Source organism: Rhodothermales bacterium, from assembly GCA_034439735.1.
Lineage (GTDB): Bacteria > Bacteroidota > Rhodothermia > Rhodothermales > JAHQVL01 > JAWKNW01.
The window spans coordinates 15560-33838 of the sequence record JAWXAX010000156.1; the positions used below are offsets into that span (position 1 = coordinate 15560).

An 18279-nucleotide genomic window follows, 5' to 3' on the forward strand; every position below is an offset into this window, starting at 1 on the left:
CCACGTCGGGCCACGGCTTTGTCATTTTAACGACAAGTACCAGATGTGCGGACCATGCCCAAATAGGATACAACGGCCCAGGCGTGAGGGGTGGAGTTGTAACCATTCCACAATGGGGCGATCACCTATTTGATGAACGAATCAGCCGGCTCACCCGCTGTCGGCCTTGAACGTGCCGAGAACGTTTCTGAAGCCAGATGATCACGATTTCTGTCACACCGCACAGGAAACGACAGAATAGCCAACAACATGTACTTACCGGTGACGAGTCCATTTTTTTGATTCTCAAACACCCGGTCTCCGATTCACTCGGGGCGCTTCAGGGTCTTTATTTGTTGTCTCAAACGTTGAATGATGGGAGTAATCGTTCGGAATTTCGTGTTCAGTGTTCCGAGTAAGGGAACTCATATCGCACGCACTATCGCGCAATCGCTCGGAACTCCGGCGCCATAATGCGACCACGGCATCCGGCAAATTCACGTCGTCGACCTAATCAGCAACACACGCTCCCGTCCTACAAGAACAGGTCAATACATCCTACAGCGGCGCCAGGGCTCATTTGGTATTTAAAGAGTGGAAGGACAAGATAAACCTGACCTGACATCTAGTATGCCCGCTAAATCAAAAGCCCAGCAACGAGCGGCCGGCGCAGCGCTGGCCGCTAAACGTGGCGAAATAGACGTCACCGATCTAGAAGACGCCTCCCGAGAGATGTACGAGTCTATGACCGAGGAGGAACTGCTAGAACTGGCCAGCACGGATCATGACGATTTGCCGGAAAAAAAAGACAACAACGACTGATACAACCAACACTCGGACATTTTGCTTCACTTGCGCGAATCCAAGTTAAGCTTGTGATCAAACGACGTACCTGCCCATTTACGTAGGAGCACTTTGCGAAAACTCAACAATTCCAAAGTAATCCCATTTTCAGGTGGAATTATCCTCCTGATTATAACCCAATCACGCGTAGCCGTTCACCATAACATAACCAGACAACACCATGGCACTCAATACACTCAAGGACCTGTTGATTCACGAACTGCGTGACCTTTACAGCGCAGAGACGCAGCTGTTAGATGCACTACCCAAGATGGTGGAAGCCGCAAGTCACGAAGACCTGAAGGAAGCGTTTCGAAACCATCTGCATGAAACACAGAATCAGAAAAAGAGACTGACTCAAGTATTCTCCATCCTAAAACAGCCTGCGGACAGCAAGCGCTGCCTGGCGATGGAGGGTCTCATTAAGGAAGCGCAAGATCTGATTGCGGAACCGGCTGATATCAGCGTTAAAGACGCAGCTCTGATCGCAGCAGCCCAGCGCGTCGAGCACTATGAAATGGCGGGGTATGGCACGGCGGTGGCCTATGCCGACCTACTCGACTATGAGGAAATCGAAGACCTTCTCAAAGAGACACTTGATGAGGAAGGGAATGCCAACAAAACACTCAACAAGATCGCCACAGGCGGTCTATTTTCGAGTGGCTTGAATAAAGAGGCGTCCATTCCGCAACGGGCCACTCGCATGAGTTGAATTCCAAGGTTGTCTGCAGCAACAATCTGCAGACAACCTCCTCTTTTTTTTATAATGCAAATACTATGTCCATTCCTCCTCAGCATCAAAATAAACAGCCGGGCATCGAGCACAAAATGATGCCTGAGCCTCGGTATTTTAATCCTGCCTATAAAGGCAGCGATAAACTGAAAGACAAAGTTGTGCTAATTTCCGGGGGAGATAGTGGTATTGGACGAGCTGTTTCAATTCTGTTTGCTCGAGAAGGTGCGGACGTTGGCTTTATTTATCTCGATGAACATGAGGATGCCAGGCAAACACAGCAGTATGTTAAGTCGGAGGGACAGAAGTGTATCGCCATTTCGGGAGATATAGGCAATAAGGCCTTTTGTCAGAATGCGGTACAAAAATTCGTGGAGGAATTTGGCCAGATCGATGTACTCATCAATAATGCAGCTGTTCAATATGTACAAGAGAATCTGGAAGATATCACCGAGGATCAGCTGGAGAAGACCTTCAGAACCAATATCTATTCTTACTTTTTCATGACGCAGGCAGTAATGCCTCACCTGAGAGAAAACGGGTCGATTATCAACACAACTTCAATTACGGCCTTTCGTGGAAAAGATGTTCTAATTGATTATTCTTCAACAAAAGGCGCCGTACTGGCTTTCACCCGCGCGTTATCCCAGAATCTGGCCGGCCGTGGTATCCGAGTGAACGCGGTTGCGCCTGGCCCGATCTGGACCCCACTTATTCCGGCCAGTTTTCCTGAGGAAGATGTAGCAGGGTTTGGTGAAGATACCCCCCTTGGAAGGGTAGGTCAGCCTGAGGAAGTTGCACCCTGTTACGTATTCCTGGCATCGAATGATGCTTCATACATAACAGGCCAAACCATCCATCCAAATGGAGGTGAAATCGTTGGAGGATGAACGAGGAATAGCCGATGTTATGCTTTTGTGAGATCCGGACTTCGATTGAGGCGTACATTCCCCCAATCCAATCACTCACTCCTGCACGACCACGCGCATCATGGCCAATCTGATCGTTAAACCCGGCTGGCAACTCCCCGAACGCCTCATCACCCCGAAAGACGTATACGCCAACCGCCGGCACTTTCTCCGGCAGCTCGGCATGGGCTCCATCGCTCTGATGGCCACGGGCGGGTTCACGGCGTGCGCGGATGGGTCCGCCTCGGCCGGCGCCGGCGTGGCAGGGCCGCTCGACACGATTCCGGCCAATGCGCCACGGACCGGGTACCCGGCGGCGCAAAACACGGCCTTCGCCGTAAGCGAGCGCCCCGTCACCGATCGGATCGTGGCCTCCTCGTACAATAACTACTACGAGTTCAAAAACGGAGGAGATCTGAAGGATCTGTGGGAGTTGACGGGAGACTACAACCCCTTCCCTACCGAACTGGAAGTGACCGGGCTGGTCGAGAAGAAATTCAAGATCGACCTCGCCGAACTGATCGGAGAAATGCCCATTGAGGAGCGTATCTACCGCTTTCGCTGCGTCGAGGCCTGGGCGATGACGGTGCCGTGGACGGGATTCCCGCTCAAGAAGCTCATCGAGCGGTGCAAGCCGACCTCAAAGGCCACTCATGTGCGCTTCATGAGCATCGCGCGGGCGAAGGAAATGCCGGGGATTCCAGCGACACCGTGGTACACCTGGCCGTATTATGAGGGGTTGCGGATGGATGAGGCGATGAACGACCTCGCGTTTGTGGCGACGGGGATGTATGGCGAGCCGCTCCCCAAACAAAACGGCTCCCCGTGGCGCTGGGTTATGCCCTGGAAATATGGCTATAAAGGCCCGAAAGCCGTCGTCAAGATCGAGTTCGTCGATAGGCAACCCAAGACCTTCTGGAACGACCTCCAGCCCGCCGAATACAGCTTCCTATCCAACGTCAACCCGAGCGTTCCGCATCCGCGTTGGAGCCAGGCATCGGAGCGGTTGATCGGAGAAAACGATCGTCGCGTGCCCACGCAATTATTTAACGGATACGCGGAGTGGGTAGGCGATTTGTACCCCGAAGAGCCCCGTCGATAACGGTACCGTAGAGCCGCAATACCTTGCGGCTCCACCCCCGACGCACTACCTTGCGGCTCCCCCCCGCAATACCTCCCGGCCCTACCGAACCCCCGCCGGCATGCGCTCGGCCGGATCCCCGGCGCCGGCCAGCATCCGGTTCCAGAAGAAGAGCCCGACGGCGGCCATCAGCATGACCCCGAAACACACGGCCGCCTGCACGGCCGCGATTTTCCACTGCGTCTGGGCGATGAGGCTGATGACAATGGGCTGCGCGGCGCCCCGGATGACCCGCACCTCCAGCGTCTGCGCGTGTTCGACGCGGGGTAGCAGCGTATAGGGCAGCGCCATTTTCTCCTGCACGATCTCGGTGCCATCCGCCAGGTGCGCTTTCAGGCTTACATACCCAAAGGGGATGTCCGGCCGCTCGTTTTTCACAAACTCCAGCACCTCCGCCTCCGCCGCCTCGCCCTGCTCGAGCGTTTCGCGGAGATCCCCGGACACTTTCCACTGGTTGATGCCGAGCAGAAGTAAGCTGATTGGGACCAGCCAGAGGAGACGTGCGATGGAGCGTTGCATGCGGGATGACTGGATGCCGGGGATGGATGCCGGGGATGGATGCCGGGGATGAATATCGTTTAAACGTTAAACGCGTTTACGCCAGAAACAGATACGGCTTCCAGGTATCGTCCACATTACCGATAAAATCACGGATGAACATGACCTGGCTGGGGCGGAACGGCTGCCGGCGCAGCTCCATTCGGGCCTCTTCGGGCGTGCGGCTGCCTTTTCGGTTGTTACAGGGGGTACAGGCCGCTACCAGATTTTCCCAGCTATCCCCCCCTCCGCGGGATTTCGGGAGCACGTGATCCACCGTGAGGCTATCCCGACTGCCACAGTACTGGCACCGAAAGCCGTCTCGCCGCAGCACGTTTTTGCGCGAGAGCATGATGCGCTTATAGGGAACACGGACGAAGTACTTGAGCCGGACGATGCTCGGCCAGGGGAAACGCAGCGAAGCCGTTCTGAGGAAATAGTCGGGCGCACTCTCCACCATCTCGGCCTTCTGGAGATGGACGAGCACTACGGCGCGCTGGACACTGCAAATGGTGAGCGCGCGGTAATCCTGATTCAGGACGAGCACGTGACCGCTCATGACTCCCCCCCCGGATGTAGGATGGGGGTGGCAGACTTCAGCCGATCACCATTCGATGGACACGCGTAAAACGCAAGTGCAGACGTGGCGTACTTGAAAGTGGCTTCCTCCGGTTTGCGTGCGGGATATCGCTAAAAACCTGGTCGGCCAGAAAATACAACGCCGGCCGGCAAGATTCATTACCCCTTCATTACGTCGGCTCAAAAAAAGGGATCCTGCCCTCAACCGAGCACCTGAACCGGGTCGCCGATGCGGACACGGCCGAGGGTGTCCGGAATGCCATTCTGCCCGAAACGCACCTTGCCGTCGCGTAGGCGGTAGGTGGCCAGCGTGCGAAGGGGCTCTTTTTGAAACACCCCGGCATCGGGGTCCAGCGTAATTATAACACACCGGGCGCAGGGTTTCACCAGGCGAAACGACACCTCCCCGATCCGCACCACGCGCCAGGTATCCTCTTCGAAGGGGACCTCGCCATTCAGCACGATATTCGGCCGAAACCGGGCCATCGAAACCGGTTGTTCGAGACGACCGTTCAGATCCCGCAGCGACGCTTCGGTCGTCAGCAGTACGGGGTATGCATCGGCGAAGCTGACGACATCCTGCGGGGCGCCATACACGGGATCGACGGGCCGGAGGGCGGACTCGGGCATAAAGACCAGTCGGCAGGGAATCTCCAGTATTCGGGAGAGCCAGCCGGCCGGCGCCTCGCCGGCATCGACGGCTTCTACCGCATCGCGCCATACGGTAACTCGCCGCCTGGAGTCGGCTTCAGGCTGTTCGACCCTACACGGTTTCTCCCCTTCGATCCCCAGCTGGAGCCCGGAGGACAGGACATCCACGGACACCATCGCAAGGCGGGGATGCGAGCGCTGGGTAATAAACTGCCCGCCGGCGTCGACGATCATCCAGCGGCGGTCGTGCTCGAAACCTCGCGGCATGACGTCCACCTCGACCAGCGCCGTGGCGCCGGCGGACTTGATGGGATACCGATACAGTGCGGTGACGTAAAGAGACATCAGGATTCGATTTGTTGCGATTGTGCGTGGAACTGACTGAAGCCGAGGTTCGTTCGCAAAACAACGCTCTGAAATGCTCTCTGTCGCAAACTTCCTTTCCCGGGTGCTTTTCAGAAGTGCTCGCTGGTAGCCGCCATGATACTGCGGCCATAACACTGCGGCCGGGTTCGATTTTTGCCCTGCCTCCGTAGCGTGTACGCGGCCACTTTTGTCCTCCGCGTCTCTTCTGGACCGACGCTATTCACATGACCACGGCCAACGTATTTCCCGATACGGCTTTGCTGCTGTCTCATCAGGGGCTCGACACCCTCGACTGGGAACAGTTGTATGGCGTCGATCGGGTGACGATACTCGTGGCGCCTGTGGTGTTACGTGAGCTGAGCCGGCTAAAAAACCAGGCCGGCCGCCCGCCTCAGGCCGAACGCGCCGTCGCCTGTTTCGATCAGGTCGTCCGCTTACTCCGCCTGGAAACGCACGCGGCCGATCCGGTCGTCTTCAAGACCGTGCAGGATCCCTCGATCGATTTCGAAGCCGAGCGACTCGATCCATCCAATCCGAGGGATCAGCTGGTTGCGACTATTATCGATTTCCAGCAGACGCACGCCCTCGAATATGTTGTCCTGTTGACGGACGATCCGGAGACAGTATTGAAGGCCGAGCGTGCCGGGATCGACGTAGAGCGGCTCTCGACCGCCATGGACCTGCCGGCTCACGAGCCGGCTTCCGTTTCGTCTGCCTCCGCACCAACTGGAGGGGATGGCATGGCGCCCCGGCAAAGCACCGACGGTCACGAGGCGTCGGCGCCTGACCGAATCGTCCCGCTGGATGGGCTCATGGAGCGGAGTCCGCTCTATAAAAAGCTGCCCGAACCTAAATTACCCAGCCTCCCTCCGATTCCAGTGGCACGGCGCCCGTCGCCCACGCTTAGCGTGGCGACGACGACGCTGCCCGAGGCGTTCGTCCATCTGCCGTCCAATTCCGAACCTGTCCGGCGGGCGGCGCCTCCTGCGCCACCTCCTGCGCCACCTGTCGATCCTGAGTCGGTTTGGGAAGCGCCCTCGCGGCCTGGCTACGTCGAGATGTACAGTGCCGACTCGGCCGAAACGGTCCAGGGCGCTACAAACGAATCCGCGCTTCACGCCCAGGCCGACACTGCCGCCGGCGAGTCGTTCACGGCGACACCCCCACATGGGCCCACGCTGACGCGCACCGTGCCTGAATTGCGCCTGGCCTACAACGACGGCGCCTACCGGTCAACCGCGCTCATTCGATCGCCCATTTTCCCATCGATCGACGAACTGACACAGGAGCTGACGCGTATCCGGCGGGACCATCCAAAACTGGCTTATCTCAAACCCGCCCCCGGCGAGGAAACCGTGGATCCGCGTCGTCTGCCCATCTATGAGCGCAAGAATCAGCGCATCAAGCGGTACAACGCGGCGCTGGACGCGTATTACGCGGCCACCGAAAAGTACCTGCACGACGTCTCGGAATTCGCCAACATGAACCGCCGGCGCACGGTACTCGCACTGAGCCTGATCAACGACGCACCGGTCGTGCTCAAGAGTCTGTATATCACGGTCCGATTCGCCAGCAACGTCCGCATCTTCTCGGACGATCATCTGCCGGATCAACCCATCCCGCCCGAACCGCCCGCGCGCCCGAACCTGGATGCGTTGTTCGATGCGATTCGTTTGCCGATCGTCCCCGTGCCGTCCGAACTCCGCCAGCCCTCCAACCTTCTCCTGCGTAGCCGTAGCCTGTCGCCCCTCGAAATCCGCTGGAACAAAGGGTGGGACGTGATCTACTCGATCCGCGAGCTCGAGCGGAGCCATGCGGTATCCTTCAATCCGCTGTATCTGGTCTTCAATTCGTTCGATAAAGCCACGTCGATCCGCATCCCCTATCGCATTACGGTAGCCAGCAGCACCCAGGAAGAACGCGGTCAGCTCGAATTACTCGTTCGCAAGGTCATCCAATAAGGCGGCAAAGGGGTTAAGGTTCGAGGTCTAAGGTTTAATGAACCCTACTAAACCCAGTACCTCGAAGCTTAACCCGTTCACCGATAGCGGGCATTTGAGGCCGAATTACTCCGAATTGGCTTATTTCTTCGAGACCGAGCAATTCGATTCGGCCGGGAAGCAGGAAAGCAGGCCCGTTACATACTGTAGGACGAGCGATGCATCGTACGCCGTAACACTCGCATCACCCGAGGCATCCGCCGCCGTAAGCCCCACGCCGCTCAAGGTACTGATCGACGCTACGTGCTGGAGAATCAGCGCGGCGTCGAGGGCCGAGATCGAACCGTCCCCGGTTGCGTCTCCCTTCGAATAGGCGACCGTGGCGTCGTCGTCCGCAATCGTCAACGTGATCTTGTTCGCCACGGCATCGACCTCGTACCCCGAGCCGGCGCCCAACGTCAGGATGGCCGTCTCTCCGCCCTCGTTCGTGGCATCATCGATCGGGTCGATCGTCAACGAGATCTGCGATACGCCGCTCTCGAGGATGACGGGCGTGGCGATGACTTTGTAGTCGGTGCCATGAATGGCAGTCCCGGTAATCGTGAGGGTAATGGCCAGTCGGCTAGCGAGGTCGCCGGCGCGTTTTACAAACACCTTCGCTTTATTGCCCGCACCGCCGGGTTCGCGGGCGGTCGGATTATTGGCGTCGAGGGTGAGCGAGATCATCGGCGTGCCCTGGTGGTCGTCGTCAGGATCATATTCGTAGAGCGAATCCCAATCCCCGAGTGGCCAGGCGTCCTTTCCCCATTGGGCGAGCGAGTCGATGAGAGAAGGAGCAACGCCCATATCATACATAAAGGGCACGATTCGGTAGAAGTTGTCGGCGTAGTTGAACCGATCCTTCATCATGCTGCCGTTGCCGTTCCACCCTTCGGGCTTATAATTCGCTGGCTCGAGTTGGTCGTTGTCTTCTCCCCGTCCCCAGGCGCTGAGCGGGAACTCGAGGTTCTTGACGGTAAACGAACGCAGCAGTTTTTCGGATACCTGGCGTAGTTCTTCGGTAGTGAAGGTGCTCCAGGCCGTATTCACCCCCATCTCTGCCGCCAACCCATCGACAAACCAGTAGGGATGTACGTGGCGCATGTACCACCCCTGACCGCCGATGCCGTCCTCGTTGTCGGTCATCTGCAGCATCTTGATGTAGGTGGCGGCCATGCGGGTGCCGGAGGTGAGGCCCGTGTAGTTCGAGAAGTCGCTGATATGCCCGAACTGGTACTTCCAGTCGACAGGGCTGTGCTCCAGCGGGTCCCGGTTGCCGGCGTTGATAACCATCTGCGCGTGATACCAGATGTGCGAAAAGACCTTGTCGAGCTTCTCGCTGCCGTAGGTAAACACATTCGGATCCTGCGCTTCGCGGCTGATGTGCGGGGCGACGTTGAAGATGTTGCGGGCTCGGGAGAACCAGGTATATTTCTCGCCGGCGTCATACATATCCGGCGCCCGGTCCTCCAGGTCGTATTGCTGCATGATCTCCCACACCTTCACGATCTGCCAGAGATGGAGCGAGAGGTGGGCGCGCACCTGCTTGGTGGCTGTCGCACCCGACGGCCAGGGTTCGTTCCGGCGAAAATCCGATACGGCGTTGTCCCAAGACTCGAAGTAACCGATGATCTTCCCACTGGAGATGGCGCTTTCGACACCGCCGGCGAGGGCGTCATCGAGACCGCTTTCGTATTCCTGCGAAGCTTCGCTCGAGGTGAAGGTGCTCCAGTGGTCCTTCGGGTGGACGATCGGGAGCCAGCGGTTCCAGTCGGGCATCTGGATCGAAAGGGGAATCTCGCGCAGATTCAGTGTGGTTTTTGACGAGGTCCGCGCGTTGGTGATGCCATCGGGAAAGAGGTAGGGAATGGCGTCGCGTTCATCATCGAGTACCCACTCCAGCCCGGCGCCGGCGGCCCACTGGGTAACCGGCTTGTTATCGGTGCCGGGGCCTGGTTGATACGGCGGGTTCCAGGGACGGCCGTGGGCCGGATACGGGAGCGACCGGATCCAGCTTGCGATTTGCTCGCCCTGCTTCTTGGTCAGGCCGTGGTGTTCCGCGCGGACAACGATCGACTTATTCGAGTAGTTAAAATACTTGAGGTCCCGCCCATCCGCCGCATGGCAGTCTGCGCACCGCGCCTTGATCGAACCGGTTAGAGGCTCGACGAGCGCCGCGTTCTTCCAGAGATCGGCGCCGGCGGCCAGGTCGGCGGCACTGGTGAGAATAGGCGCCCACTTCGAAGGATCGTCTTCCAAGAAGTCGACGGCGGACAACACCTCGGCGCCGCTACTGCGCAGCAAGTTGAATTTCAGCACCCGCCAGCCGGACGAGACGCCATCGGTGCCGTTGAAGCGAAACTGGATGGTGTTGGTGCCCGCTTTAACCAGGCCTGAGGCCAGCGAAATGGAGAACCGGATGGTGCTGTAGGCGCCGCCGATACCGTCGAGTGTCGCTTCGGGTTCGGCCATGGTTACGTTGCTGTCGCGGAGATCGAGCCAGGCGGCGTCATTGACCTTGACGCTGCCTTTGTTGTCGTAAGAGAGGTTATGTGCCTGGATCCAGAGGCGGTTGATGCTGGAGGCGTCGTTGACGGTTACGGTGACGGTTTCGATGTGGCCGGCGGCGCCATGCACTTCGATCGGCAGCGTAACCGGAGCAATAAGGGTTTGAACGACAGGGCTACTCTGGGCACGGCTGTCTAACGTAGCCAGTGCAAGGAGCATGAAAAGACCGAGTCGAGCGAGGGCAATTGGAGTTACGAAAGAGAGGCCGTAGGTATGCATCGGTTATCTCAAGTGGGACAATCGAGGGGGCTTCGATCGGCTTAATTGCCTGTAGGTGATATACAGGGAGCATCGGCGGGAAAACAGGAGAGGATACCCACCAGATACTGTAAAATGAGGGAGGCGTCAAAGGCGCTGATTTCACCATTGCCGGAGACGTCTCCGGCGATGAACGCCGCGCCGGCCAGAGCGATCGAACCGGCTGCGTGCTGTAAAATCATCGAGGCGTCGAGAGCAGAAACCGCGCCATTTTGTGACGGATCGCCGAGTAATGTGGGGGGCCCATCATCATTATCGAACAGAAGGATCGTCGCGGCGCCCTCTCCGAGTGCTATCGAATGGTTAGGAGACACCGAAAGAGTGAGCACAATCGTTTCGGTGGGCTCGACCACCGAGTCGTCGATGACCTGGATATCGACCTTTTTCGAGGCCTTGCCGGCTTCGATGACGATGGTCGCCGGCAGCGGCTCGTAATCGACGCCCAGAGACGCCGTACCTGAAAGCGTATACAACAGGGTCAGTGGCGAGCTCAGATCGCCCGTTCGATCGAAGGAAAAGCGCCCGACAAGCGCATTCCCCCCCGGTTCGTGGGCCTCGCCGTCGACCACGCCGACCGAAACGACCGGCGTCTGCCCCACCCCGCCGCCGGCCGAGGCCACCAGCGCCACCCAGTCCAGGGTAGAGGGCGACGGGGGTGCGCCCAGGGACAAGGTAGCGCCGCCGGTCACCTGTGCGGTCGACCCGGAAACGAGCGGTCCACCCGTCCGCGGGTTGTACCAGGAGACGTTGAACGTCCCTGTGGCGCCGGCCAGGTTGAGCGTGGTCGTTCCACCCGAAGGCAGATAGATGGCGTAAACGTGCCCACCAAGCGCAAAAACGTAATCATCAGCGGCCGGGGTCAGGGTGTTCGCGGCCTCCATGTCTTCGAAGGGGAGGTGGGTATCGAAGAAAGCCCGAGCGTATCCCATCTGTTCGAGGAGGATGTCGTACGAGCGCCAGTCTTCAAGGGACAGGTCATCCGTAGTGAACCACTCGAGTCCGGCGCCGCCGCCCATCAACATCCCCCAGAGTCCCCCTTTGCGCAGTTCGTCCGCGCGGGTGTTGCCGGCGTTGGGAGACTGCTCATCGCCATAGACGGCCCAGGGCCGGCCGGCAACCCGGCTCCGCTCGCGGTAATACTGGGCCAGTTCGTTGTAGTCCAGGTGGCCGGCCTGGAGCGAGGTCGCCTCGAAACTCGGAAGGCCGAGCATGGCGTCGTAAAAGGTGAAGGACTTGCTGTCGGACGTGTGTACGGTGATCGGGTGGTCGTAGGGATCAACCGCTCGGATGTAGTCCGCAAAGGCGATCTTCTGGTTATCGCCATTGGTGTTCTCTTCGCCGATATTCCACTGGACGGCCAGATGGTGGCCAAAGCGCGCGACGAGTTCGCGGTAGTAGAGCTTGCGGATGTCGTTGAGATTGTTGTTGTCCTGCCCGATGGGGCCGAGCGCCTTGGCATTTTCGCGCTCGGTGAGGACTACATGGAGCTGGAGTCCTTCTGCATCCATGTGGGCAAAGACCTTTTCCCACTGATCGAGCTTGCTGACGTCGAACCGCTCTCGTTCGGTGTGGGACGTCCAGGGCCACACGTCACAGCCATCGCCCGAATCCAGATTATAGGTTAAAAGGTAAAGGTTGTTTGCCCCCACACTACTCAGATAGTTGATCCCGCCAATCAAGCCTTTGCCCTTGGATCCTTTCCAGAACGGGTCGCCGGTCTTCCAATCGGAGACATGCGGCGTGAAGGCGTGAAGTGAGTTGTCGATCCCTTCGCCGGCGCAATCGGTGTCGTAGGTGCCGTCGAAATCGGCGTAGGCGAGCAGGTTCTCCGGGGTATTGGGGGATACCTTGATGAAGTATTCGCCCGAGCCGGCGAATCGGAAATAGTGCTCGCCCACGTAACGCAGCATCCCTTTGCGGCGAAAATCCGTGTCGGGCTTGTCCGTCCCCCCGATGGTAAAGGCGCCGCTTGCGCCGTTAAAGGAGGTGGCTGCGCCGGCGCCTGTCGCGAGATCCACCGACACATAAGCGCCTGTCCGAAACGATGCGGTGTAGATCCATGCGCCTTCGTGGTCTGGCGTGAAGTGCACACGCCATTGATTCCCACTCGTTGCACTGGTTTCGCCGGCGTTGCCATCACCCGCATAAAACCCGGGGACCGAATAGGTTACACCCGTCGCCGTATGGGTGAAGGTGACCTGGAGGCGGTAGTCCGTAAAGGGGTTGATCGCGGCCGTTTCACTCGTCTGCGGCCCGCTAAACGAAACCGTGACCCGGTGCCAGATGCGCAGCTCGCCGGATACGACGTTCGCACGCAGCGGCAGTGCCCAGGCGACGGCCAGCACAGCGAGGAGACCACTTCTAAAACACAGATGACAGAACACGCGCGCGGCAGCCGATTAGGTACGCAGAACACCAAAAGCCTGGTGAGCGCAGGAACGAAACCGGTACGGCGATAGCGAGGGCGTCCGGGCCAGTCATGCACAGTCGATGGCTCGGGGGGCGACAAAGAGGATGCCAGAAGGCGACGGCCAGGGCCACGGGGAGTAACGGGCCCGACGATCGTAATAAAGCGATCCCTACAATACGGCCAGGGAGCGGGGCCGGCCCACCTGGCCAAGCCTCGCTCCCAAACCATGTATCAAAATCGTTATTTCAGCAGTATCATCTTGCCCGTATCACTCACCGTCTGCGCGGGCATGACGGCTTCGACGCGGTAGAGGTAGACGCCGGAGGCAAGGCCGCGGCCATCCATCTCGATCTGCCGGCTCTGGCCGGCGGCCAGCTTGATCGCGTTGATCTGGCGGACGCGCCGGCCGAGGAGGTCGAACACCTCAATGCTCACATCGGCGGCTTCCGGCAGGTCGAATACGATCTGCGTGACCGGGTTAAACGGATTCGGATAGTTTCCTTTAAGGCCAAAGGCTTCCGGCAGTTCGGACTGCCACTCGCTGAGGCTCTGGATCATCAGGGCGTCGGTTTCGGCATCTTCGATAGCCAGCGTGCCGCCCGTACGGACCCGGAAGGTCTCGACCTCGGCGCCGTTGCGCATCCGGCTGACCACGTACTCATTGTCGTTTCCACCTTCGGGCAGGGCCTCCATCCGCAGGGTGAGCGGGAAAGCCACGTGCTTGAGCTGGACGACGTTGGCAGTAGTTTTCGAGAGCCTCGACTGGTCGGCGTACCGGATATCGAACGCAACGTCTGGGGCCAGAGGCGGCATACTGTACTGTGTCAGCAGGGCGTCCTCGATCTCGCCACCGAAGTGGAGCGTTTGGAGCCGGCCCTCGTCATCGCTTATCGCCACACGGCCGAAGCTTCCGAGGTCGGTCGGGTCGTTGGGGAGGCGGAAGGAGGACGTATTGCTGCAGTCGAAGCGCAACGCGCCGGCTTCTTTCGCCCGCACCCAGTACCCGCGTCCCTGCTGCAAGCGATCGGCCGGCTGGTAGCCGGAATCGGTGTCGTAGCGGTAGAGCGAGTTCGGAACGATGTGCTCGGCGCCGGCCATGAGGTTCAGGTCGAGGTCACACGAGGCGCCGGCGATCATATTCCAGCCGGCCTTGAGAGCCACTGTCATCGTATCGAGGCGTTCGCCCTGGAGCGTCGTCAGCTGTTCTTCCTCGGCGCGGGCCCAGTATCCGCGGCCGCCGATCATGGCGGTCGTGGGGGCATACTTGCCATCGGCATACTGGAGCAGCTCATCGGTGGCGAACGTCTGACCGGCGTTGGCTTCCGAAACGAGCGGCAGGCCGACGAGCGACCACGATCCGTCGAGCACTTGCTGGTAGCGGCGGACGATGAACGTGTTGTCGACGCCGTTGTAGCGGGCATTAAGCGGCACCGTGGCCGGCGTCGGGACGATTTCGATCCCGCTGACGAACGGATTGTCGACGACGCGGAAGAAGTTGATGTCGATGTTGCCATCGGACACCGTCACGATGAAGCTCTTCTTCACCGCCGTCTGGTAGCCGGCGTCCGCGACGACGTCGTAGTCGTTGAGTACGAGGTTGTTTTCGATGACCACATCGAATAGCCGCTCGCCGATGTCGTTCGTGGCTGTTCCGGTTTCGGCGAAGTAGAGGTTGACCTCATAGTCGCCGGCCAGACCGACCGGAAAGTTCCACTCCATGAGCGTCCCGCCAACGGGATCCCATCGGTTGCTGCTGAAGATTTCGGACGGAGCGTCTGTGGTGTTGGAGCCAACGAAGGCGGCTTTGGAGATCGAGTTATCGCCCCCGGTGGCCGCGTTGCTGAACGGCGCCGGCTTGTTCTTCGTATCCCGCTCCCACACGATCGGCGTGTCGCTGATGCTGCCGTTGCCGGCGTTGACGCGGAACAGCGGATCGATTGTCGTGGCGGATTCGATAAACGTGGCGGTGATCGAGGCGTCCGTAAAAACAGAGTAGTTGAACGGGTTGTCCGGGCTGACGATGTCACCCGACCAGGCGCTGAACTGCCAGCCTGGATCGGGGATGGCCGTGAGCGTAACCACCTCGCCGTCCGAGTACAGCGGCTTATCTGGCGTCTTCGTGACGGTACCGCTGCCAACGATGGTGACCTCGACAAACGAGAGGTGGACATTGGTCCCGTCGCCGGTGAGCGTGACGACCGCCGGCGAGCCGGCGCCGGTGTGCGCGATTTCGAGCGAGGCCGTTCGAACACCCTCCGTCGTTGGCGTGAGGACGACCTCGAGCGAATCCATGGCGCCGGAGGCCAGGTTGACCGAGCCCACGAAGTCGTGGCTGAACTCGGCGGCGTTAGCGCCCGTAATCGAGACGCCCGTCACCGTGCGGGCACCTGTCGACGTATTTGAGTAGTACACCTGCTTCGGGGCCGAGGCCACATCGACGGGCACGGAGAAGAAGTCGACGGTCGCCGGCGAGGCGAACAGGTCGGCGCCGAGGACGGGCCGGATCTCGAGAGCGTGGACAATCGGGTTGTCGATCACGTGCGCCAACTCGATGGTGACCGATCCGTCGGCCACGTTCACCACGGCCGACTTCTTGATCGTCGTGTTCGCGCCGGCTTCGGCGAAGATGTCGAAGTCTTCGAACACCATCGCATTTTCCATTTTGATATCGAACACGCGACCCCCCACGGTATGGTTGCTCGCGTCCGATTCAAGGAAGTACAGATTGACCTGGTAGAGGCCTACCTGGGGCGCGGCGAAATTCCAGATCATCTCGACGCCGCCCGTCGGATCCCACCGGTTGGTGAGGAAAACATCGTTCGGGGCATCCGTGCCGTTGACGCCGGTGAAGGTCGTGATCTTACCCGTCCTATTGTCGTTACCGCTGGCGTTCACGTGGGGGGACGGGATATTCTTCGTATCGCGGTCCCAATCCTTGAGCGCATCGACGAGGTTGCCGCCGCCGGCATTCACGCGGAAGATCGGATCGCCCGTGACGACCCCGCCACCGCCATTGACGCCTTCGCCGCTCACGGGGATAGCGATCGAGCCGTTCGAGCCGTTGTGGTTTACAGTCAGCGTGGCGTTGACCGCGCCGAGGGTGGTCGGTGCGAAGGTGACATCGGCGTACAGCGTGTCTCCAGGAGGGATGACCGCCGGCAGGCTGAAGGCATAGCTCAGGCTGAAGGCCGGGCTACCGGTGAGACTGAGGCTCGAAATCGAGATGTCCTGGTTGCCGCCAGTGTTATACAGGGCGATCATCTCGGCATCATCCAATCCCGTCTGGACCAGCCCGAAGGCCAGCGTCGTCGGGTCGGCCGCGAGCGTGCTCGGGACGACGGAACCGGGATCGGAAAGCGCCGTGCGGTCGAACACCTCCATGGTGCTCATTTCGGGTCCGCCACCCGTTTCGCCCGAGCCGGCCGCGATATAGACGCGCGTGCCATCCACCACGGCCGCGGTGCCGTGGCGTCCGGTGTTCAGGGCGTCGAGCGTCCGCCAGCTATTGGTGCTGGTATCCAGGACTTCAACCTCGTTGTGCGCCAGCTGCTGGAGGCCGCTTTCGCCGCCGAGGATGAAGAGGTCGTTGCCGACGACCGCCGCGGCGGTGCCGCCGCGCGGGGTCGGGATGTTGCCGGTGAGGACCGGTAGCGTGGACCAGGAGCCGGCGTTAAAGTCGTATACATCCACTTCGGGGATCGTGCTGCCGACGCTGCCGGCGCGACCGCCGGCGACGTAGAGCTTGTCGCCGATGATGGCCGCGTTGAAGTGGTCGCGTCCGCGGGGCATGTTCGGCATGATCGTCCAGGCGCCCGTCGCGGGATCGTACTGGTCGAACATGGGCAGGTACACGGCCGAGCCGGCATGTCCGCCGAGGCTGCCGCTCACCAGGTAGAGCTTCCCGTTGTAGGCCACCGCTCCGGCGCTACCGCGGAGGCGGGCGGCGGGGATGGTCGCTCCGACGGTCCAGGTGTCTGTATTCGGGGCGTAGGTGTAGATGTTCGGCACGGGCGTTTCGCTCGGGAAATCACCCACATAAGCGCCAGCAACGTACACGACATTGCCCAGAGAGACCGCCTGGAAGTGGTGCATCTGGATCGGAGGCAGCGAGAGCTGCGTCCAGGCGCCAGTGGCCGGGACGAACCGATCCGTTCTGCGGCTGCCTCGACCGCCGATCAGGTAGAAATTGTTATCGTGCTTTACGAACGTATTCTCATGGCGCTGGCGCGGATCGGTCGGGGCCTGGTAGGTGTGCCAGAGGTCGGCGATCGGGTTGGGGTCCTGCGCGACATCGATGGCATCCCAGGTGGCGGCGAAGACCGGGCCGGCGCCGGCCGAGGTCGAGATGATACCCACGGCGAGGCCCGAGGGCACGCCTGGAGCGACCTGGTACGTGCCCTGGATAGCCTGCAAGAGGCTGCCAGACACCTGGAGGGGGAGACCGAGGTAGACGGCTGGCTGGTTATCCTGGATGTACTTCGGTTGGATGGTGCCCGCGACCGGATTGACCGTGAGCAGGAGGTCGATGTTGATAGCATCGGCCGCGGTCGCGGCGATATAGTTGGTGACGGTGGCCACCCCGCCGGCTTCGTGGATCACCTGGAGCCCGCCGGCGCCCGCCTGGGCGTTGAGGGCCACCTTGACATAGTTATCCATGTTACCCGGCCCGATGTACATACCCAGCGCCTGATTGTCCTGCGGCGTGACGCCGTCGAAGAACGGCCCGGTAATGCGCACCTTGACCGTGTAAGGCCCGGAGACGCCGGCCACGTTCACGCCAAACTGGAAGCCGTTCTCCTGCGTGTTAGTAGCACCCGTGGCATCTCCTTCGGAGACGGCGGAGACCGTGAAGAGGCCGGCCGTTCCGCCGGGCACGAGGTTATTCTCCTCGTACTGATCCAGATAATTCGTGACCCCGTTGGTCATGAGGCCCGTGAAGCCTACGCCGTAGAAGCCGGTGCCCGGGTCTTCGTTGAGGAGCGGGTAATTTACAGGCAGGGTGAGACCCGTGCCGTTCGTGGCATCGGTGGCGAAGGAGTCGTTGAGGTCGTTGACGCCGTCGTTGTCGTCATCCGCATCCAGGAGGTTGGACGTGAGGTCGCCGTCGTTATCCGCCGGCTTGCTGGCGGCCGAACACGGGTTGGACGCATTCAGCGTCTCGTCTTCGTTATCGAAGCCGTCGCCGTCCTCATCGAGGAGCGGGTCGGACACGCCGGTGCAGACGCCGCCGGCGGCGCCGCCGTAATCGCCCGGCTCAAACACCCAGATGTCGTAGCTGGCGAAGTCGGCCGCCCAGATGGTGCCGGGGAACGGATCGGTGTCGCCCT

The 18279-nt window shown here is 60.1% G+C and carries 11 protein-coding genes; 5 read left to right on the plus strand and 6 right to left on the minus strand.

Annotated features, from left to right (window positions below; translation table 11 throughout):
• Positions 1 to 609: 609 nt before the first annotated feature.
• From SH809_11920 to msrP, 4 genes are all read left to right on the plus strand, one after another.
• Positions 610 to 801, plus strand: coding sequence for a DUF3008 family protein (locus SH809_11920; protein MDZ4700404.1), 192 nt, complete (start codon positions 610 to 612; stop codon positions 799 to 801).
• Positions 802 to 1003: 202 nt separating this feature from the next.
• The gene (locus SH809_11925; GenBank protein MDZ4700405.1) at positions 1004 to 1534 is read left to right on the plus strand and encodes a ferritin-like domain-containing protein; all 531 of its coding nucleotides are present in this window, start codon (positions 1004 to 1006) and stop codon (positions 1532 to 1534) included.
• A 65-nt stretch (positions 1535 to 1599) separates the two neighbouring features.
• Positions 1600 to 2445, plus strand: coding sequence for an SDR family oxidoreductase (locus tag SH809_11930; GenBank protein ID MDZ4700406.1), 846 nt, complete (start codon positions 1600 to 1602; stop codon positions 2443 to 2445).
• 100 nt (positions 2446 to 2545) lie between these two features.
• Complete coding sequence (msrP, locus tag SH809_11935) at positions 2546 to 3565, plus strand: protein-methionine-sulfoxide reductase catalytic subunit MsrP (protein MDZ4700407.1); 1020 nt, start codon at positions 2546 to 2548, stop codon at positions 3563 to 3565.
• 81 nt (positions 3566 to 3646) lie between these two features.
• On the opposite strand, the gene SH809_11940 is transcribed toward msrP, so the two are convergent.
• The 3 genes from SH809_11940 to SH809_11950 all read right to left on the minus strand — a co-directional run bounded on the left by SH809_11940 (position 3647) and on the right by SH809_11950 (position 5716).
• Positions 3647 to 4123, minus strand: coding sequence for a hypothetical protein (locus SH809_11940; protein MDZ4700408.1), 477 nt, complete (start codon positions 4121 to 4123; stop codon positions 3647 to 3649).
• Between the two features lie 76 nt (positions 4124 to 4199).
• Positions 4200 to 4700 (minus strand): HNH endonuclease, encoded by a 501-nt coding sequence (locus SH809_11945; protein MDZ4700409.1) that lies wholly within the window; start codon positions 4698 to 4700, stop codon positions 4200 to 4202.
• A 221-nt stretch (positions 4701 to 4921) separates the two neighbouring features.
• Positions 4922 to 5716, minus strand: coding sequence for an MOSC domain-containing protein (locus tag SH809_11950; protein ID MDZ4700410.1), 795 nt, complete (start codon positions 5714 to 5716; stop codon positions 4922 to 4924).
• Positions 5717 to 5961: 245 nt separating this feature from the next.
• Here SH809_11950 and SH809_11955 point away from each other — a divergent pair, with 245 nt between their 5' ends.
• Positions 5962 to 7698, plus strand: coding sequence for a PIN domain-containing protein (locus SH809_11955; protein ID MDZ4700411.1), 1737 nt, complete (start codon positions 5962 to 5964; stop codon positions 7696 to 7698).
• Positions 7699 to 7818: 120 nt separating this feature from the next.
• Here SH809_11955 and SH809_11960 read toward each other — a convergent pair whose 3' ends face one another.
• The 3 genes from SH809_11960 to SH809_11970 form a co-directional block, all read right to left on the minus strand.
• Positions 7819 to 10443 carry a dockerin type I domain-containing protein gene (locus SH809_11960; protein ID MDZ4700412.1) on the minus strand — a complete coding sequence of 875 codons (2625 nt, stop codon included), beginning with the start codon at positions 10441 to 10443 and terminating at the stop codon, positions 7819 to 7821.
• Positions 10444 to 10544: 101 nt separating this feature from the next.
• Positions 10545 to 12926: a DUF5060 domain-containing protein gene (locus SH809_11965; protein MDZ4700413.1), complete on the minus strand. Its 2382-nt coding sequence runs from the start codon at positions 12924 to 12926 to the stop codon at positions 10545 to 10547.
• A 266-nt stretch (positions 12927 to 13192) separates the two neighbouring features.
• Positions 13193 to 18279 (minus strand): malectin domain-containing carbohydrate-binding protein (locus SH809_11970; protein MDZ4700414.1); only part of this gene is annotated, 5087 nt, incomplete at its 5' end.

What these genes read in the sequence shown, in the direction of transcription:
- SH809_11960 (MDZ4700412.1), bottom strand. Translation starts at nt 10,443, where the DNA reads ATGCTCCTTGCACTGGCTACGTTAGACAGCCGTGCCCAGAGTAGCCCT.
- SH809_11930 (MDZ4700406.1), top strand. Translation starts at nt 1,600, where the DNA reads ATGTCCATTCCTCCTCAGCATCAAAATAAACAGCCGGGCATCGAGCAC.
- SH809_11920 (MDZ4700404.1), top strand. Translation starts at nt 610, where the DNA reads ATGCCCGCTAAATCAAAAGCCCAGCAACGAGCGGCCGGCGCAGCGCTG.
- msrP (MDZ4700407.1), top strand. Translation starts at nt 2,546, where the DNA reads ATGGCCAATCTGATCGTTAAACCCGGCTGGCAACTCCCCGAACGCCTC.
- SH809_11955 (MDZ4700411.1), top strand. Translation starts at nt 5,962, where the DNA reads ATGACCACGGCCAACGTATTTCCCGATACGGCTTTGCTGCTGTCTCAT.
- SH809_11945 (MDZ4700409.1), bottom strand. Translation starts at nt 4,700, where the DNA reads ATGAGCGGTCACGTGCTCGTCCTGAATCAGGATTACCGCGCGCTCACC.
- SH809_11925 (MDZ4700405.1), top strand. Translation starts at nt 1,004, where the DNA reads ATGGCACTCAATACACTCAAGGACCTGTTGATTCACGAACTGCGTGAC.
- SH809_11940 (MDZ4700408.1), bottom strand. Translation starts at nt 4,123, where the DNA reads ATGCAACGCTCCATCGCACGTCTCCTCTGGCTGGTCCCAATCAGCTTA.
- SH809_11950 (MDZ4700410.1), bottom strand. Translation starts at nt 5,716, where the DNA reads ATGTCTCTTTACGTCACCGCACTGTATCGGTATCCCATCAAGTCCGCC.